Annotated in this window: 19 protein-coding genes and 2 tRNA genes; 5 read left to right on the forward strand and 16 right to left on the reverse strand. The window is 69.8% G+C overall.

Going from position 1 to position 25,459, the window contains the following annotated elements; all coding sequences use genetic code 11:
• Window positions 1-85 precede the first annotated feature (85 nt).
• Together ACFWBQ_RS33005 and lepA are read right to left on the reverse strand one after the other, a co-directional pair.
• Window positions 86-1,975, reverse strand: a complete 1,890-nt coding sequence (locus ACFWBQ_RS33005; protein WP_385505715.1) for an AMP-dependent synthetase/ligase — start codon at window positions 1,973-1,975, stop codon at window positions 86-88.
• Between the two features lie 280 nt (window positions 1,976-2,255).
• Window positions 2,256-4,130: a translation elongation factor 4 gene (gene lepA / locus ACFWBQ_RS33010; RefSeq protein ID WP_385505716.1), complete on the reverse strand. Its 1,875-nt coding sequence runs from the start codon at window positions 4,128-4,130 to the stop codon at window positions 2,256-2,258.
• A gap of 215 nt (window positions 4,131-4,345) precedes the next feature.
• Between lepA and rpsT the strand changes: the two genes are divergently transcribed.
• The gene (gene rpsT, locus ACFWBQ_RS33015; RefSeq protein ID WP_014156344.1) at window positions 4,346-4,612 is read left to right on the forward strand and encodes a 30S ribosomal protein S20; all 267 of its coding nucleotides are present in this window, start codon (window positions 4,346-4,348) and stop codon (window positions 4,610-4,612) included.
• Between the two features lie 424 nt (window positions 4,613-5,036).
• Here the strand turns inward: rpsT and holA are convergent, their stop codons facing one another.
• Window positions 5,037-6,023, reverse strand: a complete 987-nt coding sequence (holA, locus tag ACFWBQ_RS33020) for a DNA polymerase III subunit delta (protein WP_385505719.1) — start codon at window positions 6,021-6,023, stop codon at window positions 5,037-5,039.
• Window positions 6,024-6,096: 73 nt separating this feature from the next.
• Here holA and ACFWBQ_RS33025 point away from each other — a divergent pair, with 73 nt between their 5' ends.
• Complete coding sequence (locus tag ACFWBQ_RS33025; RefSeq protein WP_385505720.1) at window positions 6,097-6,342, forward strand: hypothetical protein; 246 nt, start codon at window positions 6,097-6,099, stop codon at window positions 6,340-6,342.
• A 145-nt stretch (window positions 6,343-6,487) separates the two neighbouring features.
• Here the strand turns inward: ACFWBQ_RS33025 and ACFWBQ_RS33030 are convergent, their stop codons facing one another.
• Together ACFWBQ_RS33030 and ACFWBQ_RS33035 are read right to left on the reverse strand one after the other, a co-directional pair.
• Window positions 6,488-7,390, reverse strand: coding sequence for a YceI family protein (locus tag ACFWBQ_RS33030; RefSeq protein WP_385505721.1), 903 nt, complete (start codon window positions 7,388-7,390; stop codon window positions 6,488-6,490).
• Between the two features lie 197 nt (window positions 7,391-7,587).
• Entirely contained in the window at window positions 7,588-8,421 is an 834-nt protein-coding gene (locus ACFWBQ_RS33035; RefSeq protein ID WP_385505723.1) for an arylamine N-acetyltransferase, read from the reverse strand.
• A 100-nt stretch (window positions 8,422-8,521) separates the two neighbouring features.
• Between ACFWBQ_RS33035 and ACFWBQ_RS33040 the strand changes: the two genes are divergently transcribed.
• Window positions 8,522-8,977 carry a pyridoxamine 5'-phosphate oxidase family protein gene (locus tag ACFWBQ_RS33040; protein WP_385505724.1) on the forward strand — a complete coding sequence of 152 codons (456 nt, stop codon included), beginning with the start codon at window positions 8,522-8,524 and terminating at the stop codon, window positions 8,975-8,977.
• Window positions 8,978-9,009: 32 nt separating this feature from the next.
• On the opposite strand, the gene ACFWBQ_RS33045 is transcribed toward ACFWBQ_RS33040, so the two are convergent.
• From ACFWBQ_RS33045 to leuS, 5 genes are all read right to left on the reverse strand, one after another.
• Window positions 9,010-11,589 (reverse strand): ComEC/Rec2 family competence protein, encoded by a 2,580-nt coding sequence (locus ACFWBQ_RS33045; RefSeq protein WP_385505726.1) that lies wholly within the window; start codon window positions 11,587-11,589, stop codon window positions 9,010-9,012.
• The gene (locus ACFWBQ_RS33050; RefSeq protein WP_385505729.1) at window positions 11,586-12,074 is read right to left on the reverse strand and encodes a helix-hairpin-helix domain-containing protein; all 489 of its coding nucleotides are present in this window, start codon (window positions 12,072-12,074) and stop codon (window positions 11,586-11,588) included. Before ACFWBQ_RS33050 ends, ACFWBQ_RS33045 begins: the two co-directional genes overlap by 4 nt.
• A gap of 1,202 nt (window positions 12,075-13,276) precedes the next feature.
• Window positions 13,277-14,122, reverse strand: coding sequence for a DegV family protein (locus ACFWBQ_RS33055; RefSeq protein ID WP_385505731.1), 846 nt, complete (start codon window positions 14,120-14,122; stop codon window positions 13,277-13,279).
• A gap of 111 nt (window positions 14,123-14,233) precedes the next feature.
• On the reverse strand, window positions 14,234-14,926 hold the full coding sequence (locus tag ACFWBQ_RS33060; protein WP_385505733.1) for a hypothetical protein: 693 nt from the start codon (window positions 14,924-14,926) through the stop codon (window positions 14,234-14,236).
• A 198-nt stretch (window positions 14,927-15,124) separates the two neighbouring features.
• Window positions 15,125-17,992, reverse strand: a complete 2,868-nt coding sequence (gene leuS / locus ACFWBQ_RS33065; RefSeq protein WP_385505738.1) for a leucine--tRNA ligase — start codon at window positions 17,990-17,992, stop codon at window positions 15,125-15,127.
• A 484-nt stretch (window positions 17,993-18,476) separates the two neighbouring features.
• Between leuS and ACFWBQ_RS33070 the strand changes: the two genes are divergently transcribed.
• Together ACFWBQ_RS33070 and ACFWBQ_RS33075 are read left to right on the forward strand one after the other, a co-directional pair.
• The gene (locus ACFWBQ_RS33070; RefSeq protein ID WP_385505843.1) at window positions 18,477-19,832 is read left to right on the forward strand and encodes a hypothetical protein; all 1,356 of its coding nucleotides are present in this window, start codon (window positions 18,477-18,479) and stop codon (window positions 19,830-19,832) included.
• A complete protein-coding gene (locus ACFWBQ_RS33075) occupies window positions 19,829-21,403 on the forward strand; it encodes a ferredoxin (protein ID WP_385505741.1) in 1,575 nt (524 codons plus the stop codon). Before ACFWBQ_RS33070 ends, ACFWBQ_RS33075 begins: the two co-directional genes overlap by 4 nt.
• Window positions 21,404-21,477: 74 nt before the next feature.
• Here the strand turns inward: ACFWBQ_RS33075 and ACFWBQ_RS33080 are convergent.
• The 6 genes from ACFWBQ_RS33080 to ACFWBQ_RS33105 form a co-directional block, all read right to left on the reverse strand.
• Window positions 21,478-21,550 (reverse strand) — tRNA-Ala (locus ACFWBQ_RS33080).
• Between the two features lie 141 nt (window positions 21,551-21,691).
• Complete coding sequence (locus ACFWBQ_RS33085; RefSeq protein ID WP_329211167.1) at window positions 21,692-21,925, reverse strand: hypothetical protein; 234 nt, start codon at window positions 21,923-21,925, stop codon at window positions 21,692-21,694.
• Between the two features lie 414 nt (window positions 21,926-22,339).
• Window positions 22,340-22,412, reverse strand: a tRNA-Ala gene (locus ACFWBQ_RS33090).
• Window positions 22,413-22,528: 116 nt separating this feature from the next.
• On the reverse strand, window positions 22,529-23,182 hold the full coding sequence (locus ACFWBQ_RS33095; protein ID WP_385505845.1) for a histidine phosphatase family protein: 654 nt from the start codon (window positions 23,180-23,182) through the stop codon (window positions 22,529-22,531).
• On the reverse strand, window positions 23,179-23,610 hold the full coding sequence (gene rsfS, locus ACFWBQ_RS33100) for a ribosome silencing factor (protein ID WP_385505747.1): 432 nt from the start codon (window positions 23,608-23,610) through the stop codon (window positions 23,179-23,181). Before rsfS ends, ACFWBQ_RS33095 begins: the two co-directional genes overlap by 4 nt.
• 81 nt (window positions 23,611-23,691) lie before the next feature.
• Entirely contained in the window at window positions 23,692-25,458 is a 1,767-nt protein-coding gene (locus ACFWBQ_RS33105; protein ID WP_385505752.1) for an LCP family protein, read from the reverse strand.
• Window position 25,459 lies beyond the last annotated feature (1 nt).

The raw sequence follows: 25,459 nt of genomic DNA on the forward strand, positions 1-25,459 counted from the left end.
GGGTGCTTCCGCACCCGCCGGCCCCGTCCACGGCGTACCCGACGGCCGTTGCCCTCCGGCAGCGTCCTGACGCGCTCCTCGGCTGTTAGGCCTCGCGGGAGCCCGCGTACATGTCGTCGATGAGGTCCTTGTACTCGCGCTCGACGACCGGCCGCTTCAGCTTGAGGCTGGGGGTCAGCTCGCCGTGCTCGATGTCGAGGTCACGCGGCAGCAGCCGGAACTTCTTGATGGTCTGCCAGCGCTGCAGACCCTCGTTGAGGCGCTTCACATAGCCCTCGATGAGCTCCACGGCCTGCGGGGAGGCCACCACGTCTGCGTACGGCTTGCCACCCAGTCCGTTCTCTTCCGCCCAGCCGAGGATGGTCGGCTCGTCGAGCGAGATGAGGGCGGTGCAGAAGTTACGGTCCGCACCGTGCACCAGGATGTTGGAGACGAACGGACACACCGCCTTGAACTGTCCCTCGACCTCGGCCGGAGCGATGTACTTGCCGCCGGACGTCTTGATCAGGTCCTTCTTGCGGTCGGTGATCCGCAGGTAACCGTCCTCGGACAGCTCGCCGATGTCGCCGGTGTGGAACCAGCCGTCGGACTCCAGCACCTCGGCGGTCTTCTCGGGCAGCTGGTGGTAGCCCTCCATCAGGCCGGGGCCGCGCAGCAGGATCTCACCGTCCTCCGCGATCCGGACCTCGGTGCCGGGGAGCGGCTTGCCGACGGTGCCGGTGCGGTAGGCCTCGCCCGGGTTGACGAAGGAGGCGGCGCTGGACTCGGTGAGGCCGTAGCCCTCCAGGATGTGGATCCCGGCGCCGGAGAAGAAGAAGCCGATGTCCGGGGCGAGGGCGGCGGAGCCGGAGACACAGGCGCGGAGCCGGCCGCCGAAGGCCTCACGGATCTTCGCGAAGACGAGGGCGTCGGCGACCTTGTGCTTGGCACCGAGCCCGAACGGCACAGAAGCCTTGCCGGTACGGCGGAAGTTGTCCTGCGACACCTTCGCGTACTCGCGGCCCACGCCTGCCGCCCACTGGAAGATCTTGTACTTGGCACCGCCGCCGGCCCGCGCCTTGGCCGCCACCCCGTTGTAGACCTTCTCGAAGATCCGCGGGACGGCTGCCATGTAGGTCGGCTGGACGACCGGAAGGTTCTCGATGATCTTGTCTACGCGGCCGTCGACCGCCGTGACATGACCGACCTCGATCTGGCCGGAGGTGAGGACCTTGCCGAAGACGTGGGCGAGCGGCAGCCACAGGTACTGGACGTCGTCGGCGGTGATCAGGCCGGTCGCCACGGTGGCCTTGGCCATGTACGACCAGTTGTCGTGCGGCAGCCGTACACCCTTGGGGCGCCCGGTGGTGCCCGAGGTGTAGATCAGGGTGGCGAGCTGGTCGGCGGTGATCGCGGCGACCCGGTCCGTGACCGCGTCCGGGTTCTTCACCAGGTACTCGACGCCACGGGACTCGAGCTCGGCCAGCGTGAGGATCCAGCCCTCGGGGTCGCCCTCCACGGGCTCCGCACCGGCCGGGTCGATGACGATGACATGGGCCAGGTCGGGCAGCCCGGCCCGGTTCTCCCGGGCCTTCGCCAGCTGGGCGGCGTCCTCGGCGATCAGCACACGGCTCTCGGAGTCGGCCAGGATGAAGGCGGACTCCTCGGTGTTCGTGGACGGGTAGATCGTCGTGGTCGCGGCGCCCGCACACATCACGCCGAGGTCGGCGAGGATCCATTCGACACGGGTGGAGGAGGCGAGCGCGACGCGCTCCTCCGGCCGGACACCCAGCCCGATCAGGCCGGCCGCGATGGCGTGGACTCTCGTCGCGGCCTGCGCCCAGGTCAGCGACTTCCATTCGTCCGGTCCCTGACCGGAGGCCGACGGCACGGGGTAGCGGTACGCCTCACCGTCCGGGGTGGCCGCCACGCGGTCGATGAAGAGAGTCGCCACGGAGGGCGGTCGGTTATCGATCAAGGTCTGTGTGTCGCTCACGACGTCCTCCGGGCCTGCGGCATTGCTACGAGGCTGCTGGGTAATGGTGCTGAGTGCTGGGGGGCTGCTGCCTGCTGTTCCTGCTTCTCGTTCCCGCTCGACCTGCTTGTTTAACTGGTGAGTAACTAACGGGTGGTGATCAGAGTAGAGCGCGCGGGTCCGCGGCGTAAGAGGCAACAGGCCGCCGCTTCATAACGAACGGGCCCCCGCGCCGCAGGCGTCTGCGACACAGGGGCCCGTTGGGCTACTCCCGGGTAGATACCAGGAGCGAAGGGCGGCGTTACTTCTTCGGCTTGCCCTCGCCGGCCGACTCGTCGGTCGACAGGACGGAGATGAACGCGTCCTGCGGCACCTCCACATTGCCGACCATCTTCATCCGCTTCTTGCCTTCCTTCTGCTTCTCCAGCAGCTTCCGCTTCCGGGAGATGTCACCGCCGTAGCACTTGGCGAGGACGTCCTTGCGGATGGCGCGGACGGTCTCACGGGCGATGACCCGGGCGCCGATGGCGGCCTGGATCGGCACCTCGAAGTTCTGCCGGGGAATGAGCTTCTGCAGCTTGGCGACGAGCCGGACGCCGTACGCGTACGCCTTGTCCTTGTGCGTGACCGCGGAGAACGCGTCGACCTTGTCGCCGTGCAGCAGGATGTCGACCTTGACGAGCTGGGCGGACTGCTCGCCGGTGGGCTCGTAGTCGAGCGAGGCGTAGCCCCGGGTCTTGGACTTCAGCTGGTCGAAGAAGTCGAAGACGATCTCGGCGAGCGGCAGGGTGTAGCGGATCTCCACCCGGTCCTCGGAGAGGTAGTCCATGCCGAGCAGGGTGCCGCGCCGGTTCTGGCAGAGCTCCATGATCGCGCCGATGAACTCGCTGGGCGCCAGGACCGTGGCACGCACGACGGGCTCGTGCACCTTGTCGATCTTGCCCTCGGGGAATTCGCTCGGGTTGGTGACGATGTGCTCGGTGCCGTCCTCCATCTCGACGCGGTAGACCACGTTGGGGGCGGTGGCGATGAGCTCCAGACCGAACTCGCGCTCGAGCCGCTCACGGACCACATCGAGGTGGAGCAGGCCGAGGAAGCCGACGCGGAAGCCGAAGCCGAGTGCCGCGGAGGTCTCCGGCTCGTACACCAGGGCGGCGTCGTTGAGCTGGAGTTTGTCGAGGGCCTCGCGCAGGTCCGGGTAGTCGGAACCATCCAGCGGGTACAGACCCGAGAACACCATCGGCTTGGGGTCCTTGTAACCGCCCAGCGCCACGGTCGCCCCGTTGTGCAGGGAGGTGATCGTGTCACCGACCTTGGACTGCCGGACGTCCTTCACCCCGGTGATGATGTAGCCCACTTCGCCCACACCGATGCCGTCGGCCGGGGTCATCTCCGGGGACGAGACGCCGATCTCCAGCAGCTCGTGGGTGGCACCCGTGGACATCATCCGGATGCGCTCGCGCTTGTTGAGCTGACCGTCGATGACACGGACGTAGGTGACAACACCCCGGTAGGGGTCGTAGACCGAGTCGAAGATCATCGCGCGGGCCGCCTCGTCCGCCTGCCCGACGGGGGCGGGGACGTCCCTGACCACCCGGTCGAGCAGGGCGTCCACGCCGACACCGGTCTTGGCGGACACCCTCAGTACGTCCTCCGGCTGGCAGCCGATGAGGTTGGCCAGCTCCTCGGAGAACTTCTCCGGCTGCGCGGCCGGCAGGTCGATCTTGTTGAGCACCGGGACGATGGTGAGTTCGTTCTCCATCGCGAGGTAGAGGTTGGCGAGCGTCTGGGCCTCGATGCCCTGCGCCGCGTCCACCAGGAGAACCGTGCCCTCGCAGGCGGCGAGCGAGCGGGAGACCTCGTAGGTGAAGTCCACGTGCCCCGGGGTGTCGATCATGTTGAGGACATGGGTGGTGCCCGTGTCCTCGCCCGTGTTCGGTGCCCACGGCAGACGTACCGCCTGGGACTTGATCGTGATGCCGCGCTCGCGCTCGATATCCATCCGGTCGAGGTACTGAGCGCGCATCTGCCGCACGTCGACCACGCCCGTCAGCTGAAGCATCCGGTCGGCAAGCGTCGACTTGCCGTGGTCGATGTGCGCGATGATGCAGAAGTTGCGGATCAGCGCCGGGTCGGTACGGCTCGGCTCGGGCACGTTGGTAGGAGTCGCGGGCACGCAGGGTCCTGATTCTTGAGACGCCGAACGCCGTGTCTCGGGTCGTTGTCGGGTCGGACGGATCTATACGCAGCTTCCATCGTCCCACGCCTGCGGGGCTGAGACCGGTTTGGGCCGGTCATGGGGCGACTGGTATCGTGGGCAGCTGTGCCTCGTGGCCCTCAGAAGCGGCGTGGCGCACATAGAAGATCCAACGAACCTGAAAAGGCTCTTTCGTGGCGAACATCAAGTCCCAGATCAAGCGGAACAAGACGAACGAGAAGGCGCGCCTGCGTAACAAGGCCGTCAAGTCGTCGCTCAAGACCTCGATCCGCAAGGCCCGTGAGGCTGCCGCTGCCGGTGACGTCGAGAAGGCCACTGTGGCCGTCCGTGACGCGTCGCGCCAGCTCGACAAGGCTGTCTCGAAGGGTGTCATCCACAAGAACGCTGCCGCCAACAAGAAGTCGGCGCTGGCGCTCAAGGTTGCCGCCCTGCAGGGCTGAGCTACTGATGTGATCGCCGGAACGGACTCAGCGGGCCCTCTCTCCCGCTCCTGACCGGCACTCCGTGCCGCACACCGAACCTGCGTTCGCCACGCGGGTGCGGCACACCAAGCGTGAACCGGAGGCCCCGGTCGCCGTCCTCCCCAGGACGGCGACCGGGGCCTTCGGTCTGTGCGACGCGATGCGGCGTGTGCGATGAGTGCGGCAGCTATGCGTTGCGTGCGGTTATGCGTTGCGATGCGCGCAGCTAAGCAGTGCGGCGCTATGCGGTGCGGCGCGTGCGATGGGGTGCGGCGGCTACGCGTTGCGTGCGAACCGCGCGGCGCGCGCGGTCATGCGTTGCGGTGCCTGCGATGCGCGCAGCTATGCGTTGCGGGGCGTGCGACGCGCGCAGCTATGCGTTGCGATCGCGCCCGAGTCGGTCCTAGCGCCCGGACCGGGCCGCGTGCGCGACAGCCACCACGGCTTTCTCCAGGGCGTAGGCAGGGTCGTCCCCGCCACCCTTGACCCCGGCATCGGCCGTCGCGACCGCACGCAGCGCCGCTGCCACCCCGTCCGGCGTCCAACCGCGCATCTGCTGGCGCACCCGGTCGATCTTCCAAGGCGGCATGCCGAGCTCGCGGGCGAGGTCCGCAGGCCGTCCACCCCGGGCGGACGACAGCTTGCCGATCGCGCGCACACCCTGTGCGAGCGCGCTGGTGATCAGGACGGGGGCGACCCCGGTGGAGAGCGACCAGCGCAGTGCCTCGAGGGCCTCTGCCGCCCTGCCCTCGACCGCACGGTCGGCGACGGTGAAGGAGGAGGCCTCAGCGCGGCCCGTGTAGTAGCGGGCGACGACCGCCTCGTCGATGGTGCCCTCGACATCCGCGGTCAGCTGCGAGACGGCGGCGGCCAGCTCCCGCAGATCGCTGCCGATGGAGTCCACCAGGGCCTGGCACGCCTCGGGGGTCGCGGAGCGTCCGAGCGCCCGGAATTCCGACCGTACGAAGGAGAGCCGCTCGGCCGGCTTGGTCGTCTTGGGGCAGGCGACCTCGCGCGCCCCCGCCTTCCGTGCCGCGTCCAGCAGCCCCTTGCCCTTGGCCCCGCCCGCATGCAGGAGCACGAGGGTGATCTCCTCGAAGGGCGCACCGAGGTAGGCCTTGACGTCCTTGACCGTGTCGGCGGAGAGGTCCTGCGCATTGCGGACGATCACGACCTTGCGCTCGGCGAAGAGCGACGGGCTGGTCAGCTCCGCGAGCGTGCCGGGCTGCAGCTGGTCGGAGGCGAGGTCCCGGACGTCCGTGTCGGCGTCGGAGGCGCGGGCGGCTGCCACCACCTGCTGCACGGCCCGGTCCAGGAGCAGGTCCTCCTGGCCCACGGCGAGTGTGACGGGGGCGAGCGGATCGTCGGTGGAATTGCGTCTGGTGGCCATCGCGGTCCAGCATCCCACGCACGTGTGACAACGCGGCGGGGATGCCGGCCCGGCCGTACCGGAGAATGACCGGGTGAGCGATGTGAGACATGTGCTGGTGCTGCCCGACCGTGACGCTGCCCAGGAGGTGGCCGAGGACCTCGGCGACCGGTTCGGCGTCACCGAGGAGCCCCAGCTCGTACGCGACGCCCTGGCCGGCGAGGACGATGCCGAGGACGCCCAGTGGCTGGTGGTCGTGGAGGATCCGGACGGACGCCTGGACTCCGCGGCGCTGGACGCGTTCGCCGCGGAGTACGAGGGGTGGTTGGAAGCGCCTTAGCGGCGGGCCGCCCCGGGTCGCCGCCCAGGAACGGGCCTGCGCCACCGGATACGGGTCAGCGCCACGGAAACGGTCAGCTCCTGGGACCGGGGCGGCCCCCGGGAACGGGTCAGCTCCTGGAGACGGGGCGGCGCCCGGGAACGGGTCAGTTCCTGGAGAAGGGTTTGCTCTTGGGGATGATCTGGATGTCCATGTCGACCTCGATGCTCGAGCCGACCGCCGCGATACCGCGGGCCAGCATCGTCTGCCAGGTGAGGGTGAAGTCCTCGCGGTGCAGTTCGGTGGTGGCCCGGCAGGCGGCGCGGGTCTCACCCTCCAATCCGTTGCCCAGACCGAGGTACTGGGTGTCCAGCGTGACGGTGCGACTCACACCGTGCAGGGTGAGCGCACCGCTGATGCCCCAGCGGCTGCCACCGCGATGGACGAAGCGCTCGCTGTAGAACTCGAGGGTCGGGTAGCGCCCGATGTCGAGGAAGTCACCGGAGCGCAGGTGGTCGTCGCGCATCTGGACGTTCGTGTCGATCGACGCGGCGTCGATGATGACGTGCATGGCGGAGTCCTCCATGCGGTCGGCGATCCGGACGGCGCCGGCGAAGGTGTTGAACCTGCCGTGGATGCGGGCCATGCCGATATGACGTGCCGTGAAACCGATCTGAGAGTGCGTCGGCTCGATATCCCAGTCGCCCGGGTCGGGAAGCTGCGGAGGCACGGACACCTGGAGGGTCACGTCGCCGAGGCTCGCGTGACCGCTCTCGGCGACCGTGACCGGGCCGTGGAACGGGGTGAACCCCTCGGCCGTGACAGCGAGCCGGTAGTCACCTGCGGGAGTGGTGGCGACGATGCTCCCGAAGGGGTCCGTCTCCCCGCCGACGACCTTGCGGCCCGCACTGTCGGTGACGACGAACTCGGCATGACGCACCGGTTCGTTGACGGGGTCGAGTACCCGGCAGCTGAGCAGACCAGCGGTGCGCGGGACTGCGAGTCCGGCGACGGCGCTGCCGAGAGTGTTTCCGGACCTTGCCTTGTTGCCTAGCCAACGGCCGAACATGCGCGCGCACTCCCAAGGGCGGTTCTCACCTCGGACCCCTGACAGCTGGACGTCGTTGTCGGAGCAGCGGCCCGCCGACGAGTGGATATTCGATCACTGATGCAACGTTCGAGGCAAACACGGGAGCTCGTAGGGGGTTGTGACGAGGTGTTACCGAAGGTCCGAATTGATCGTTCCACTTGTGTGTGTCGCACATGTCACGCATTCGGACTCCGGCGCACTTCGGGCAGCACGGCGAGGCGCAGCCCGAAGTGCTCGTCGTAGGCGGCCAGCACCTCGGCATCGGTGCCCAGCTCCGTCTTGTGCCGTTCACCCCGGACGGTCGTGACCAGGGTGCGGCCGCTGAGCGTCACGCGCCCGGTGCCGGTGAGCCGGGAGCAGACGAGGGACCGCGTGAAGTGGGAATCCGGCGAGGTCCGGTGGTACCAGGCCCCTGCCCTGAAGTCCGCCAGTGTTCGCGGGCGGAGATCGAGACGAAACTGCCGCGAGCCCCCGCGCAGCAGATCGAGGTCCCCTTGCGGGGCGGCTCTGAACCGGAACACACCGCAGGGGTCCTCCTGTTCGGTCCGGTCGTCCAGCGCGAGCGGCCGCACGGCGTGGTCGCCGAACCCGACATCGGCCAGCCAGGGGCCCGTGTCGTCGTCGGTCTCCACGCGCAACGCCATGTGGTCGTACGGAATGCCGAGCCTCCCGCCGTCGCCGAAGGCCCGCGCCTGGAGCAGCGTGACGCGGAAGCCGAGCGCGCTCAGCAGCGCGGCGAAGGCACCGTTCAACTCGTAGCAGAAACCGCCCCGCCGCTCCGTCACGATCTTCTCGATGAGCCTCTCCTCCTCCAGGACGATGTCCTCGCCACGGTGGATCGAGAGGTTCTCGAAGGGCACCGTCATCAAGTGGCGGAGCTGCAGCTCGCGCAGAGCCGCCGTGTCGGAGCGAGCGGGGCGGGCGGCACCGATGCGCTCCAGATAGGCATCGATCCACGCGTGGGGGGAGATGGCGGACGTCTCCCGGGGCTCCAGCGATTCCTTGTTCATGACGGAAGTCTGTCCCGGTCCGCGGGACTGCGCCATCAGTCACGGGTCCTAGGACCGACGACGGAGGTCGTGGGCACGGCTGGTGGATAGCGTAGGGACCATGACGATACGAGAGTCGGCACGCGGCCCGGAGCAGCGCAAACAGGACGTGCTCGATCGCCTGGAGAAGGACGAGGACGCCTGGGTCGCCACGGCCTCCGCGGAGGGCGTGCCCTGCCTGGTACCGCTGTCGTTCGTGTGGGACCGCGGAACGCTGCTGCTGGCCACCCGGCGCACCAATCCGACAGCGGTCAACGTGACGCCGTCCGGACAGGCCAGGGTCACCCTGGGCCACACCCGTGATGTGGTGCTCATCGAGGGGACGGCCGAGATCGTGGAGGGGGTGGAGCTCCCCGCCGAGTCCGGGGACGCGTTCGCCACGAAGCTCCACTGGGACCTGCGAGGCCGACCCGCCTGGGTGTACCTGCGCATCACCCCGGACGCCGTCAAAGCGTGGCGGGAGGAGAACGAGCTGACCGGGCGCGAGTTGATGCTCGAGGGGACTTGGCTGATCTGACAGGTGGCCGCGGCGCCGACCGGGCAGGGCGCTCATGAGCGCCCTGCCGCACGCAGTTCGGCCCCGGCACCCGCCACCGCGATCGCACCGTCGGTGTCCGTCCGCAGAACCTTCGCGCCCCCTGCTCCGAGTGCCTCGACCGTACGGGCCGCCGGATGCCCGTACGGGTTGTCCGCACCGCACGAAATGAGGGCGAGCCTGGGACGAGCGCTGCGCAGGAGGGCGGTGTCCTGGTACGCCGAGCCGTGGTGCGCCACCTTGAGCACGTCCACCCGGGGCAGCGTCGGGTAGTTACGCAACACCGCCTGCTGTGCCGGGGGTTCGAGATCGCCGAGGAGCAGCAGGGTCAGCCCGCCGGACCGCACGAAGAGGGTGACGCTGGAGTCGTTCGGCTCCTCGGTGACGAAGGCGGGCGCCGCACCGTGCGAGTCTGCTGCCGGCCAGAGAACCCGCCAGTCGAGCGGGCCGAGCCGTCGGCGCTCCCCGGGGATCGCCGCTACCACGGGAATGTGCGCCGCAGCCGCCGTCCTCTTCACGAACGAGGCCTGGCCCGCCGGTTCGTCGAGACTCGTCGTCTGGATCGCTCCGACCTGCCTTCCACGCAGCGCACCCGGCAGACCCCGCACATGGTCGGCGTGGAAGTGGGTGAGCACAAGGAGCGGCACGCGCGTGATGCCGAGGTCGCGCAGGCACCGGTCGACGAGGCGGGGATCGGGGCCGGTGTCGACGACCACCCCCGCGCCTTTGCCCGCTGCGAGCACCATGGCATCTCCCTGCCCCACGTCGCACATCGCGAACGCCCAGCCCTGAGGGGGCCATCCGGTCACGATCCGGGTGAGCGGCACCGGTCTCAGTACGACGAGGACCAGAAGGAGGGCTGCGGCCGAACAGACCCAGGGATGGCGGGCGAGGCGGCGGGCCGACAGCACCGCGACGGCGGTGCCACCGGCCAGGAGTGCCGCCCCCGGCCAGCCTCCCGGCCAGTCGGCCTCCGCCCCTGGCAGGCCCGCTCCGTAGCGGGCCACGGACGCGATCCATCCGACCGGCCATCCTGCGACCAGGGCGAGCAGTTCGGCCACGGGCATGGCCACGGGGGCCGCCACGAGCGCAGCGAACCCCAGGACGGTCGCGGGCGCCACCGCGAATTCGGCCAGCAGATTGCAGGGAATCGCCACCATGCTGACCCGCGAGGCGAGGACCACGACCACGGGGGCGCACACCGCCTGAGCGGCGCCCGCGGCAGCCAGCGCCTCGGCCAGCCGTGGCGGAACCCGATGCCGTTGCAGTGCGCTGCTCCACCGCGGTGCGAGAGTCAGCAGCGCCCCGGTGGCCAGCACGGACAACAGGAATCCATAACTGCGGGCCAGCCACGGGTTGTACAGCACCAGCAGCAGAACAGCGGCGGCCAGCGCGGGAAGGAGTGATCTGCGGCGGCCTGTGCCGATGGCGAGCAGCGTGATCAGACCGCAGGCAGCCGCGCGCAGAACGCTCGGCTCGGGGCGGCAGACAATGACGAAGGCGAGTGCGATCCCGCCGCCGATCATTGCGGTCATCCGCAGGGAAATCCCCAGCCGGGGTGCCAGACCGCTGCGTTCGCTGCGCAGGGCCGTGCCCGGTGGGCCGATGAGCAGGAAGAGCAGAATCGACAGGTTGGCGCCGGAGACGGCGAGCAGGTGGGTGAGGTCGGTGGCCTTGAAGGCGTCGTGCAGCTCGGGCGGGACCCGGGAGGTATCGCCGACCACCAGCCCCGGCAGGAGTGCCCGCGCATCGGGTTCGAGCCCGTCCGTCGCCTCCCGCAGGCCGGCGCGCAGCTCTCCCGCCGCGCGTTGGAGGAGCGTCGGCCGGCCGATGATCTGCGGCGCCTCGTCGGCGTCCGTGCCCAGCACCGCGGCAAGGCGCTCCCCGTCGTGGCGCGGTGGTGCGAGCCGCCCGCTCAGACGGAGCCCGGTCGACGGCAGCAGCCGACGCCACTGTGCTGCCGTGTCACCGGGCGCGACCATGACGAGGACAGGGGTACGGAGCCGGGTGACGGCACCCCCGGGAACCGTCAGCCGGTCAACCTCGGCGTTGAGGAGCAGGGATACCGGGGTGCTGTGGTCGCCCCGGACCTGCGGCTGGGTCTGCCGCGGGTCGGACGTGACCGTCACCTCCGCCTCGACCCGGGCGTAGTCCCGCGCCAGGCCGGGAACGGGGCCGCTCCGCACATCCGCCGCATGGAGCCCCGCCGCAGCGGCGCCTGCCGCTGCACAGAGCAGTACCGCGGCCGCGGCTGTGGCCCTGGCCCCGGGCCGCCGTGCCCCGGCGGCTCCCCCCGTGGGCCGGTCACCGCCGGTGCCCCCACCGGTCCCGGCTCCTGCCGTCCCTGCCGGCAGCCGGGGCTCCCGTCCACCCCGGGCCGACAGCCTGGGCGCGGCCAGGAACACCAGGGCGACGCAGGCACAGACGACGGCCCCCAGAGCCACCCATCGGCCCGGCACCACAAGGGCGAGCGCGGCCGCAGCCCATGCCGCCAGGGCAGGCGGGACGAGCCGAAGATCCACCGGACCTTCCTGCCGCGGATCGGCGGCACCCAGTCGGCCACCCGCGACCGTATGGACATCGACGCTGCTCATGGCCGGACCAGCGGCCGGAGATCCGCGAATCGGCGGTCACCGATCCCGTTCACCTCGCGGAGTTCGTCGACGGACCGGTAACCCCCGTGCTCGGTGCGGTAGTCGACAATGTGCTGGGCGAGTACGGGTCCGACGCCGGGGAGCGTCTCGAGCTGCTCGACGGTGGCCGTGGTGAGGCTCACCGGTGTCGTGGGTCCCGCCTGTCCGGCACCCTCCCCTCCGCCGCCCGCTGTTCCGCCCGCGGCGGGCTGCACAGCGGGCATGCCCACCACTACCTGCTCACCGTCCGCCAGAACACGCGCCCGGTTGAGTGCGGTGACATCCGTGCCCTCGCGCACTCCTCCCGCTGCGCGCAGAGCGTCGGCGACGCGTGAACCGGCAGGCAGATGCTGGATTCCCGGCCGCCGCACCTTTCCGCTCACATCGACAACGATCAGTCCGCCCGCTGCGACGGTGGGGGGCGGCCCGGCAGACGGCCCGGGCATGAGACCGGGACCTCGGGGATCCGAGGACCCCGGCGCGGCGGCGTGAGCTGCTGTGGCCTCCTTCACCTGCTCGGGGGCGTGTACGGGCTGGGGCCGCGCCGACCAGAAGTGTGTGGCAGCAAGGGCCGCGGCCCCTGCCAGAACAACGGCGAGCGCTGCGAGTGCTCTTGGTTCCAGACCGCACCGGAGCTGCACCCACAGGGGTAACCGCTCCCGCAGGGCCGGACCGACAGCCCGCCACCGCGACACCCCTCCGGCGCCTTCACCCACGGGCGGTGCGCCACGAACCGGGTCCGGCTCCGCCGCCGCCCGGGCGGCGGCAGGCCGTGCCTCCGGCGTGGGAGCCGACGCCCAGGAGGGAATCGTCCTTGCACCACGAACACGCGCAGAGGCGGGGCCGGGAACGCGAGCGGGCGCCTGCGGGGACGCGGAAGCGAGGGACGGCCCCCGGGCCTGGACCGAGCCCTGGGAAGTGGCCGCCCTGGAGATGGCCGGGGTCGGCGGTACGACAGGAGGGCGGGCAACGGCAGTGGTACGGACTACGGCCGGGGCACGGGCTGCGACCGTGTCAGGGATAGTGGCCTCGGCGGAGTCGACGACCGCGGCAGGGACGGCCGTTCCCCTCGCGTGTCGGCCGCCCGCCCCTCCGTACGCCCCCATCAGCGCGTCCGCGCGGCGACGTGAAGCCGCAGCTACCGCAACATCACGCCCGCGCCCGGCCCTGCGCCGATGGCCGTGGCGGGCACCCGGTCCGGTGCCCGCCCCTCCCCCGGGCCTGACGCCGGGACCGCTGCCCGAACCCGGGCCCCTGCCCGAACCGGGCCGGGCATGTTCGGCCGGGTCCGGAATCCGGCCCGGCCCGGGGAACGGTCCGGGCCCGTGCCCGGGCTCGCGTGTGGCGCGGCGTGTGGCGCGGCTGGTCGGTCGGATGGTTGCACGGCTGGCTGCGTGAAGTGATCGAAGGGCCATGCCTCACGACGCTAGGCACTTCTCCCGAAATCTGTTTGGAAGCCTCAATTCCGGTGGATAACCCACTGGTTGTGGATATTTCCCTCACTCGCCGGAGTGAGCCCGGCCGGACGAGCAGGGCAGATCAGCAGGACCGGTAATCCGCAGGGATAGATCAATGGTTGCGATCAGCAGGGCAAGATCAACAGAGCAGGATCAGCAGGAGGGACCAACGGGAGGAGGCAACGGCCGGGTCAACGGGGTGAGACCACTGCCCCCAGCAGACCAGGACCGGTATGCGCCCCGATCACCGCGCCCACTTCGCTGACATGCAGCTCGACCAGCCCCGGAACCCGCTCGCGCAGCCGCTCGGCCAGCCGCTCCGCACGCTCCGGTGCGGCCAGATGATGCACGGCGATGTCCACCGCACCCGATCCGGCCTGCTCGGTAACGATCTCCTCGAGCCGCGCGATCGCCTTGGAAGCCGTCCGCACCTTCTCCAGCAGCTCGATACGTCCGCCGTCCAGCGTGAGCAGGGGTTTCACCGCGAGTGCGGACCCGAGCAGCGCCTGAGCAGCACCTATGCGCCCGCCCCGGCGCAGGTAGTCCAGCGTGTCGACATAGAAATACGCCGATGTGCCCGCCGCCCGCTTCTCCGCCGCCGCGACCGCCGCGTCCAGGCCACCGCCCGCCTCGACCGTCTCCGCCGCGGCAAGCGCGCAGAACCCCAACGCCATGGCGACCATTCCGGTGTCCACCACACGCACCGGAACCGGCGCGTCCTTCGCGGCGAGAAGTGCGGCGTCGTACGTGCCGGAGAACTCGGCCGACAGGTGCAGGGAGACGATGCCTGTCGCCCCCGCCTCGGCCACGGCACGGTAAGTGGCGGCAAAAACCTCGGGGCTGGGCCGGGACGTGGTCACGGAGCGACGTTTCTGCAGCGCCAGAGCCAGCGACCTGGCCGAGATCTCCGTGCCCTCCTCCAGAGCCTGATCACCCAGGACGACGGTCAGGGGCACTGCGGTGATGCCGTGCCGTTCCATCGTCTGGCGCGGCAGGTAGGCCGTTGAATCGGTGACGATCGCGACATGGCGGGACATGAGCCGGAGATTACCTTCCGGGACGGGGGCACGGCAGCTCGGGCCCGGACTGCCGATCATTCCCGGTCGGTCCGGAAAGAATCCTGCCGGTCCCGGCCACGCCGCTCCGTCTCAGTTCGTGGTCTCCGGCCTGGCGGACTTCTGCCACGGGTACCCCGTCTGCAGTCGCGGGTCCGGAGGCGTGAGCGCCTGCGGCGCCTCTCCCTCGGCCGGGCCGCTCCAGCTCTGCCCCGTCGCACCGTCCTGTGCCGCCGACTCCTCCGTCGTCCAGTGCCGCAGAGCACCCGCCTCCACGTCGATCTGCGCGTTCAGCGCCGCCAGATCGTCGTCGGCGAACTGCCGCGCCCGGTCACGCGCCGCCCAGCGCAGCGACTCCGCCGAGTGCGTGATGCGCTCCGTGCGCTCCTTCAGGCTCGGCAGCAGCGTGGCGACCGTCGCCCGGTCGGGTTCGCGCTCCAGCCGCTTCAGTTCGCTGTCGAGCTCACGTCCGTGCGCACTCAGCCGCTGGAACAGCCCCATCGACTCCGAGAGCGAGGAATCCTCTGCCACCCCCGCGCTCAGTGCGTCCTGGGTAGCCCGCATCGACGTCCGCAGAGCGAGCCGCAGCTGCGCAAGCTCCCCCTGGACGCCCGGCTGCCCGTAGCTCTTCGCCCGCAGCGCGGTGTCCTCGACGGAGCGGCGCGCCTGCGTGATCGTACGGTCCACGCCACGCTTGGCGGCGCGGACGGCCTTCACTCCGGCGTACACCCCGAGCGCCATGAACGCGACGAAAAGCAGCGTCAGGATCAGGATCACGGCTTCCATGAACGCCCCTCGGTTCTTGATTCGGCTGCCGGTGTGCGGTCGCCCCTTCTACGGTAAACGGAACGGGCAGGCCAGGGGTTCCTTCGGAACCCCCAACCTGCCCGTAGGGGAAAGCCCCAAGGCCGGCCCGACAACCGTCCCGCGACCGCCGAGCGCGGTCCAGAAGCCGTAACGGACCGGGTCAACGGGCCTCCGCCGTCACGCAGGGACGATGTTGACCAGCTTCGGAGCCCGCACGATCACCTTACGGATCCCGGCTCCGCCCAGTGCGGCCACGACGCTCTCGTCGGCCAGCGCCAGCGCTTCCAGCTCCTCGTCCGTGATCGACGGGGAGATCTCCAGGCGTGCCCTGACCTTGCCCTTGATCTGCACCACGCAGGTCACGGTCTCGTCCACGACGTACGCCGGGTCGGCGACCGGGAAGTCCTGGTGCACGACGGACTCGGTGTGGCCCAGTCGGCGCCACAGCTCCTCCGCCACGTGCGGAGCCAGCGGTGCGACCAGCAGCACCAGCCGCTCGGCGACCGACCGCGACAGCGGGCCGCCCGACTTCGTCAGGTGGTTGTTCAGCTCGGTGACCTTGGCGATGGCGGTGTTGAAGCGCATCCCGGCCATGTCCTGGCCGACACCGTCGATGGCCTTGTGCAGTGCCCTCAGTGTGTCCTCGTCGGGCTCCGTGGCGACCACGGTGACCTCACCGGTCTCCTCGTCGACGACATTGCGCCACAGCCGCTGCAGCAGCCGGTACTGGCCCACCACCGCACGCGTGTCCCACGGCCGTGAGACATCCAGCGGGCCCATGGCCATCTCGTACAGACGCAGGGTGTCCGCCCCGTACTCACCGCAGATCTCGTCGGGCGTCACGGCGTTCTTCAGGGACTTGCCCATCTTGCCCAGGACACGGCTGACCTTCTCGCCCTGGTAGTAGTACGCCCCGTCGCGCTCCTCGACCTCGGTGGCCGGGACGGCGATTCCACGGCTGTCCCGGTACACGAAGGCCTGGATCATGCCCTGGTTGTACAGCTTGTGGAACGGCTCGGCAGAGGAGACGTGCCCCAGGTCGTGCAGGACCTTGGACCAGAAACGCGCGTACAGCAGGTGCAGCACGGCGTGCTCGGCACCGCCGACGTACAGGTCGACGCCACCGGTCGGCCGGCCCTCCCGCGGTCCCATCCAGTACTGCTCGATCGCCGGGTCGACCAGCTGGCGGTCGTTGTTCGGGTCCAGGTAGCGCAGCTCGTACCAGCAGGAACCCGCCCAGTTCGGCATGGTGTTGGTCTCGCGGCGGTACTTCTTCGGCCCGTCGCCCAGGTCCAGCGTGACGTTGACCCAGTCGGCGTTCCGGGACAGCGGGGTCTCGGGCAGGGTGTCGGCGTCCTCCGGATCGAAGGTGCGGGGCGAGTAGTCCTCGACCTCGGGCAGCTCCAGCGGCAGCATCGACTCGGGCAGCGGGTGGGCGATGCCCTCCTCGTCGTACACGATCGGGAAGGGCTCGCCCCAGTAGCGCTGCCGGCTGAACAGCCAGTCACGCAGCCGGAAGTTGACGGTGCCCTCTCCGACGCCGTGCGCCTGCAGCCATTCGGTGATCTTCGCCTTCGCGTCGACGACGCCCAGACCGTCCAGCGAGATCTCGTCGTTCGCCGAGTTGACCAGCTTCGCCTCGTACGAGGCGAAGGCGTTCTCCCACGTCGAGGGGTCCGTGCCGCGGTCGTCCGACGGTTCGACGACGCAGCGCATCGGCAGCTCGAAAGCGCGCGCGAAGGCGAAGTCCCGAACGTCGTGCGCAGGTACGGCCATGATCGCGCCGGTGCCGTAGCCCATCAGGACGTAGTCGGCGATGAAGACAGGGACCTTTGCCCCGCTGACGGGGTTGGTCGCGTACGCGCCGGTGAATACACCGGTCTTGTCCTTGGCCTCGGCCTGCCGCTCCACATCGGACTTGGCGGCGGCCTGCTTGCGGTACGCCGTCACGGCCTCGGCCGGGCTCGCGTGACCACCGGTCCACACCGGGTGGGTGCCCTCGGGCCAGGCTGCGGGGATGATCCGCTCGACCAGCTCGTGCTCGGGTGCCAGCACCATGTACGTGGCCCCGAACAGGGTGTCCTGACGGGTGGTGAAAACGGTGATGTCACCGGCTCCGTCGACCGGGAAGTCGACGCGCGCACCCTCGGAACGGCCGATCCAGTTGCGCTGCTGCAGCTTGATGGCCTCGGGCCAGTCCAGCCCGTCCAGGTCGTCCAGCAGCCGGTCCGCGTAAGCCGTGATGCGCATGTTCCACTGGCGCAGCTTGGCCTTGAAGACGGGGAAGTTGCCGCGCTCGGAACGGCCGTCGGCCGTCACCTCTTCGTTGGCCAGAACGGTGCCCAGCCCCGGCGCCCAGTTGACGGGCGCGTCGGAGGCGTACGCCAGGCGGTACCGCCCCAGGACGTCGGCGCGCTCGGCGGTGCTCAGCGCGCCCCACTCACGGCCGTCCGGGGCCGGGCGCTCACCGCTCTCGAACTGGGCGACCAGTTCGGCGACCGGACGGGCCCGGTCGGCCTCCGTGTCGTACCAGGAGTTGAAAATCTGCAGGAAGATCCACTGGGTCCACTTGTAGTAGTCCGCGTCGATCGTCGCGAAGGAGCGGCGCTTGTCGTGGCCCAGGCCCAGCCGGCGCAGCTGGACCTTCATGTTCTCCATGTTGGCCTCGGTGGAGGCCCGGGGGTGCGTACCGGTCTGCACGGCGTACTGCTCCGCGGGCAGGCCGAAGGCGTCGAAGCCCAGGGTGTGCAGGACGTTGTGCCCTGTCATCCGCTGGTGGCGGGCGTAGACATCGGTGGCGATGTAGCCCAGCGGATGGCCGACATGCAGACCAGAACCCGAGGGGTAGGGGAACATGTCCATGATGAACTTCTTCGGCTTGGCGGCCAGTTCCGGATTGTCCGCCAGATCACCAATCGGGTTCGGCGCCTCGTACGTCCCCTCGGCGTCCCAGAAGTCCTGCCAGCGTGCCTCGATGTCGGCGGCCATCGCTGCCGTGTAGCGGTGCGGCGCAGCCACCTCGACTGCGGAATTCGTCTCGCTCATGATCCTCAAAGCTCCATCGATCGTCATCTGCCGGCGCCCACGTCTACGGACACACGTCTACGGAAACGAAAAATCCCCTCGCACAGGAGGGGACGCCGCGCCGAGTCCGACCAGGCATTCTCACCGGTCGGGAGTGATCAGCGCGGCTCGCTAAGCAGAAGGCGTACGGCACGCATGGCGTCAGGGTACCGCACAGCCCCGGAGCACGGCCCGGCACATACGCGTCGCAGGAGACCCGCAGGAGCACCGAACACACAGGCTGGGGGCCCACGACATCGCCACGACCTCTGCGCAGGACCTACACACTCCGGGGGTTACTCCGCGTACTGCCCTCTATCGGGGCAACAACTCAAACCTCGTACTGGCCGGTATGCAGCGACTTACCATGCGGCAACGGGACCGCTTTGCCGAACCATTCGGAGTCGCCCCCATGAAGCCTCACCGCAGGATCCGCTCATCCCCCTCCATGAGCCCCAGCACAGCAATGAGCCGCCCGGTGCAGGGCGGACTGACCGTCGCCGCGCTGGTGCTCCTCCCTCTGCTCGCCGTCGCAGGGAGCGACGGCTTTCGCGCCGGACTCGACTTCACGACCGGCGTCCTGACGCTGGTATCGCTCACCGCTGCGGTCGCCTGGGGCCTGCTGGCCACCGACCGGATTTTCCTCTCGATCCGTCAGCGGCTGATCGGCCAGGGCATCCACCGGGCCGCCGCTGTCACCTCGCTGGGCTTCCTCCTGCTGCACGGCACCGTGAAGGTCTCGCTCGGGCACGTGGAGCTGCTCGGCGCCCTCATACCCTTCGGCCTCGGCGTGAGTGGCGCGGCCGGCCTCATCGGCTTCGGCTCGCTGGCCGGGCTGCTGATGATCGTCGCCGCGGCAACCGGCGCCATGCGCAGCGCCTTCGCCACCCCGGGGAAGATCGCCGGCCGCTGGCGTGCGCTGCACTCGCTGGCCTATCCGGCCTGGTGCTCCGCACTGGTGCACGGTCTGTACGCCGGACGTCAGCCCGCGACCTGGGTCGTCGTGATGTACATACTCTGTCTGCTCGCGGTGGCCGCCGCCCTGTGCCTACGGCTGCTGCCCGCCCCGACCAAGCGCCTGATCACCGATCTGGTCACCACCCTGATCAGCCCCGACGGCCCTCCCCCGGACCCGGACCCGGTCATTCGCAATTCCCCGCTCCCCGGCGCGGACCAGACGCCTGCGCCGCCGCGCGAGGGGCTGCCGCGTGAGGCGCCCGGGTGGGGTGAGGACCGCGAGGTACGTGGCACCCCGGTCCGTCCCCGTACGCTCGCCGCCCCCTCCCCGCCGCTGTACGAGGCCCCTCCGTACGAAGCCCCTCTCTACGGGGCCACGCTGAACGAGCCTCTGTACGAAGCTCCACCGCGCAGCTCCGAGCGGCTCGGTCGGGGCCCCGACGCCACAACGGCGACAGGGGCCGCGACAGGGCCGGGGCCCGGGCCGGGCATCTCCGCCGCCTATCGCGCCGTCTCCCGGCCGTCTGTCCCCCCGCAGGAACGTGCGACGGAGGGCCACTGGCCCACGCCGTCCCCTGCACCCCCCGCACAGGCGCTCAGGCCTTCGTACGACCCGGACCCTTCCTACGATCCGGAGCACGCCTACGCCCGTACCCAGGAGTCAACCGCGTACGGCACGCCCTCATACACCGAGACCGCTTACGCCTACCCCGATGCCCCATCGACCGGCTCCGTCCCCACCGCCGACCCGGCGGGATACGACGGCAGTGGTTCTTGGAGCAACGCCGACACCGAACAGCTGCCGGGGCTCTATCCGCCTCCCGCCGGAGAACCCTGGCACGCACCCGCAGGAGACCGACCGTGAATGTCCCACTCCCCGATGTGCCCGAGGTCCGCGTAGTCGGCCTTCCCCAGCTGACCACCGGCTTCGACCTGGTGGAGCGGATCGACCTCGCCATGCACCTGAAGGTGCACGGCCCGCTCGAACCGATGACCGGTGAGCGCCTTGCCGAACTGGCCGAGTCCATCTCCTTGCGTGGCCGGGGCGGCGCGGGTTTCCCGTTCGGCAAGAAGCTGCGCGCCGTGGCGAAGGCCTCCATCCGGCGCGGGGTGCGGCCCGTCGTCGTGATCAACGGCAGTGAGGGCGAGCCGGCCTGCCGCAAGGACACCGTGCTGCTCAACCGGGCTCCGCATCTCATCCTCGACGGCGCCCTGCTCGCGGCGGAGGCACTCGGCGCGCGCACCCTGGTCGTCGCCGTCACCCGCAATTCCACGGAGATCTCCATCCGCGCCGCCCTGGCAGAGCGCGGGCTGTCGGACCGGCGGGGACAGCACCTGCGCGCCCGGGTGGTGCGCACCCCGGAGCGCATGGTCTCGGGCGAGGCCTCGGCAGTCATCCGGGCGGTGAACGGCGGCCCCGCACTGCCACCGGGCCGCCGGGAGCGCGCGGCGGAGTCCGGAGTGGGCGGCGCCCCGACCCTGCTGTCGAACGCGGAGACGTACGCACAGCTCGCGGTCGCGGCCCGGATCGGCTCCCGACGCTACGGGCACACCGGCCTGCCCGACGAGCCCGGCACGGTCCTGCTCACCGTCTCCGGGGCCGTGGCGCGCCCCATGGTCATAGAGGTGCCCACCGGAGTTCCCCTGCGGTACGTGCTGCAGCTGGCCGGTGCGCCGCCGCTGCCTCAGGGCGTGCTGACCGGTGGTTATCACGGCAACTGGATCGACGCCATCGCCTCGCACGACGCCGTGGTCTCCCGGGCGTCCCTGGCGGCTGCGGGCGGTGCGCTCGGTGCGGGGGCGATCCTGCCGATCGGGCCGGAGACCTGCCCGATCGGGGAGTCGCTGCGCATCGCGAACTGGCTGGCGGCCGAAACCGCGGGCCAGTGCGGCCCGTGCAAGCTGGGGCTGCCCGCTGCCGCGGGTGGCCTCTCCGATGTGCTGAACGGCGGCGGTCCCGCTGCCCTTGCGGCCCTGCGGGAGGTGACCCAGGCCGTGAAGGGCCGCGGGGCATGCAAGCATCCGGACGGCTCGGCGCGCTTCCTGGCGTCAACCCTGTCCGCGTTCACGGACGACCTGGCGGCGCATGTCCTGGACGGCGGCTGCGGACGCGAGACGCTCGGGGTACTGCCCCTGCCCGCTCCCGGTTACGAGGACGCGGAGGAGTCCATTCCGAGCGGCGAGAAGCTGGCGGTCGACTGGACGCTCTGCCAGGGCCACGGGCTGTGTGCGGACATCGTTCCCGAACTGATCAGGCTCGGCCCCGACGGGTACCCGGCGCTCGCGGACGCGGCCGTTCCGATGCATCTGCGGGGCCGCGCCCAGCGTGCCGTACGGCGATGCCCGGCACTCGCGCTCCGCATCGAGCAGGCTCCTGCCGAACGCCCGGCACTCCCGAGTGCCCAGCGGAAGGCCCTGGGCAGCGGACGCAGTTGACCCGGAGCCCTCGACACCTTCGGGTGCACAACAAGAAGCGGTCCATCCGATTCGGATGGACCGCTTCTTCACTGTGGAGCTAAGGAGAATTGAACTCCTGACCTCCTGCATGCCATGCAGGCGCTCTACCAACTGAGCTATAGCCCCTTGCTTGTCGCCCGGTTCCCCCGGCGACATCGAGAACATTACACGGTCCCCCCGGCCCTTCACCAAATCGTTTCCACTCTGTCCCGATATGCCCTACCCGCGAAGCCCTGACCAGCGGTGGGTCCGGCCACCCGGGCCTCGTCAGGCGGTGGCGAAGGAGTAGAAGCGTTTGAGGGTGCAGTGCTCCTCCAGGAGCCGTCCGTAGATGGGCTCCCCCTCCAGCTCCCGGTACGTCTCGATGGGGTCGCCTTTTATGATCAGCGCCCGGGCGCACTCCTCGCACCAGTACTGGAACTCAGAATTGACCGGATCCATGTCCCTGACAATGGGCGTACCGCTGCCGCACCAGTCGCACTTACGCCTGTGTGCACCCATCGGTCAGCTCCGACTGTGGCCGCAGGCCGTGCACGCGTAGGAGTCCGCTTGCAGGGTCACCGGGCCGGGGTGCGTCCTGGAGGTAAGGGGCAGGTCCGGGACCTGTTCGCGGCTCGCAGGCATCGCGCTCCCTCCCGATCGGTCCGTCGCCCCCTCCGGCGGTCCGATTCTGCCATGGCCCCGCAAGGGGGTCAGCCCGCCGACCATCGGACCGCCTGCCCGAGCCGTACGAACCAGCCACCGCACCCGCGAAGAAGGCTTGAAGAGGTGCACGAGGGGAGGAGGAGAGAGAGGAGGAGAGAGGAGCTGAGCGCTCCGGCTCCCAGGACGGCAGCCCATGTGACTGCAAGACAGCGCAACGGCACGACGGCACGACAAAGATCCCGCCCCCTGCTGGGGACGGGATCTTGATTGTGGAGCTAAGGAGAATTGAACTCCTGACCTCCTGCATGCCATGCAGGCGCTCTACCAACTGAGCTATAGCCCCGCTGTCCGCTGTGTTTCCCTGCGTTTCCGCGCTGCGAACAAGAAGAACTTTAGCCTGCGACCAGCCGGAAAGTGAAATCCGGCCCCCGCCGCCCGGAGACACCCCCCGGACACCCGCTAATCGTCGTCGCCGAGCACCGGTTCGGGGAGTGTCCCGGCGTTGTGCTCGAGCAGGCGCCAGCCCCGCGCACCTTCGCCGAGCACGGACCAGCAGCAGTTGGAAAGCCCGCCGAGCCCCTCCCAGTGATACGACTCCAGACCGAGCAGCCGGCCGATGGTCGTCCGGATGGTGCCCCCGTGGCTCACCACGACGAGCGTGCCACCGTCGGGCAGCTTGGCAGCGTGTTCCAGGACGACCGGAGCAGCCCGGTCGGCGACCTCCGTCTCCAGCTCGCCACCGCCCCGGCGCACGGGCTCCCCGCGCTTCCAGGCGGCGTACTGCTCGCCGTACTGCCCGACGATCTCCTCATGGGTGAGACCCTGCCAGGCGCCCGCATACGTCTCGCGCAGTCCGGAATCGTGTGCGACGTCGAGGCCGGTGACCGCGGCGAGCTCGGCGGCCGTGGCCGCTGCCCGCTGCAGGTCGGAGGCCACGATCGCATCGGGCTTCAGCGAGGCGAGCAGCCGGGCGGACCGGTGGGCCTGTCCGATGCCGGCCTCGGTGAGCTCGATGTCCGTGGAGCCCTGGAAACGGCGCTCCAGATTCCACGCCGTCTGGCCGTGCCGCCAAAGGACGATTCTGCGGCCTCTGCCGCCTTTGCTGCCGTTCAGCTCTGCTCACCTTCCGTGACACCGTGGAGCTGGGCGTGCTCCTCGGCCTTGCCGCGGGTCTTGATCGCGTCCTCGGGGAGGGCGATCTCCGGGCAGTCCTTCCACAGGCGCTCGAGCGCGTAGAAGACACGCTCCTCGCTGTGCTGGACGTGAATGACGATGTCGACGTAGTCGAGGAGGATCCAGCGCGCGTCGCGGTCGCCCTCACGGCGTACCGGCTTAACGCCGAGCTGCTTCTGCAGCTGCTCCTCGATCTCGTCGACGATCGACTTGACCTGGCGGTCGTTGGGAGCCGAGGCCAGCAGGAAGGCGTCGGTGATCGACAGCACGTCGCTGACGTCGTAGGCGATGATGTCGTGCGCGAGCCGGTCGGCTGCCGCCTGGGCGGCAGCGTTGATGAGCTCGATGGAGCGGTCCGTGGCGGTCACATGCAGGCTTTCGTCGGCGGTCAGATCAACCTCTAGGGTCTCACGGACCGCCGACAGCCCTTACGACGTTCACACCGGGCGCTAATCGATCTTGTAGTTCTGGCCGAGCACGACGGACACATCGGCATTCGCCGCGGGCTTGCCCTGCTTCACCGAGCTCGTCGGCAGGCCCAGAGTCTTGGCGACCTCGACCGCCTTCGCCTTGTCCTCGGCAGCCTTGTAGACGACCTGGGAGGACGCCTCGGCGCCTGCCTTCCCGCTGTCGACGAAGGCGTATCCGCCGTTGACCAGCTGGACTCTGGCAAATTCCGTGCCGTCCGCGTCGCCCGTGGCGTTCTTGACTCCGACCCGTACGGCCGCGCCCTGGTCCGGGGCCTTCACCGTGCCGCCCAGGATGTCCTTGACGACGCTCTCCGTCGCCTTCTCCGTGAGGGTGCCGTCGTCCTGGACCGGAAGCAGCGCCGTCTTGAAGTCGCCCACCTTGGCGTGCCCGGCAAGTTTTGCCAGCGAGGCACCCAGGTCCTGCTCGGGCAGCGACGGGTCGAGGATCTGCGCCAGGGTCTCCACTGTGACCGTCGCGGCCTTGGGGTCCTCCGACATCTTGCGCAGAACACTGCGCATGACCTGTCCGAACCGCAGCAGCTGCTTCGCCTCCGGCTCTCCGGGGCCCCGGTAGGTGGCGTACGCGACGGCCATCTGGCCGCTCAGCGTCTGCCCCTCGCCCTTGCTCACGAGCGGTGACGCGCCCTTCTTGGCATCGGGTACGTCGGTGTCGGTATCGACCTCGATGTTGCCCACGAGCTCGACGAGGTTCTCCAGGTACGGGGTGTCGAGCCGCCAGGTGCCGCTGATCCTGGTGCCGAGCAAGGTGTCGATCGCCTCGCGTGTGCCGGTGGACCCGTCGTCGTCGACGGACTTGCCGAGCGTGGTGGTGGACCCGTCGTCCGTGGCCACGGAGAGCGAGTTGGGAAGCAGGACGGTGGTGCCCTGCTTGGTGGTGACGTTGTCGACGAGCAGCGCCGTGGAGGTGCCGCCCTTCTTGGTGTTGTGCAGATGGACGACGATGACGTCCCGCTGCTGCGGGCCCGTTGCCGTGGTGTCCTGCTTGCCCTGGTCCGAGAGGCCGGGGATCTTGCCTGCGTACCAGAGGTAGCCGGCCCCGCCGACCACCATGAGGACCATGACGACTATCAGCGCGACCATCCGCTTGCGCCCGCGGCGTCGCGCTTCCTCGCGCCGCTCGCTGCGGCTCTCGGTGAATTTCAGCCAGTCGATGACGTCTTCGGAGTCCTCGTCGGGCTCCTCGATGAACGAGAACTGCTCGGTGCGGTAGTCGCGGTCGGCGCGGCGCTGCTCGGGGACCACAGGTTCGGGCGCCGGCTCGGGCCCACGCCGCGGCCCGGGCTCCGGTGGCGCGACCGCCGGAGCACTCCGGGGCTGCGGGGCATTCCACTGCTGGGTGGAGTCGTCGACGGCGGGCTGCTGGCCGGTGTCGTACCCGTAGCTCCCGTAGCCGCCGTCGTAGTCGTAACCCTGCTGTTGCGGGTGCGACTGCTGCGGCTGTTGCTGCGGCTGTTGCTGCGGCTGCTGAGGAGCGGCGTACGGGTCGTACTGCTGCTGCGTACCGGCGTACGGGTCGTAGCCGTATCCCTGGCCGGTCCCGTAGTCCTGCTGTGTCTGCCCGTCCTGCCGGGAGGGCTGCTGGGCTTGCTGCGCGTACGGGTCGTACGGTTGCTGCCCCTGCTGCTGCCCCTGCTGCTGGTAGACCGGCTGCCCGTACTCGTCGTAGCCGATGACCTGCGGCTGCTGCTGGTAGTACGGGTCGTACGGGTTCTGTCGGTCGTTCACC

Origin of the sequence: Streptomyces sp. NPDC060035 (assembly GCF_042736635.1) — a bacterium.
Lineage (GTDB): Bacteria > Actinomycetota > Actinomycetes > Streptomycetales > Streptomycetaceae > Streptomyces.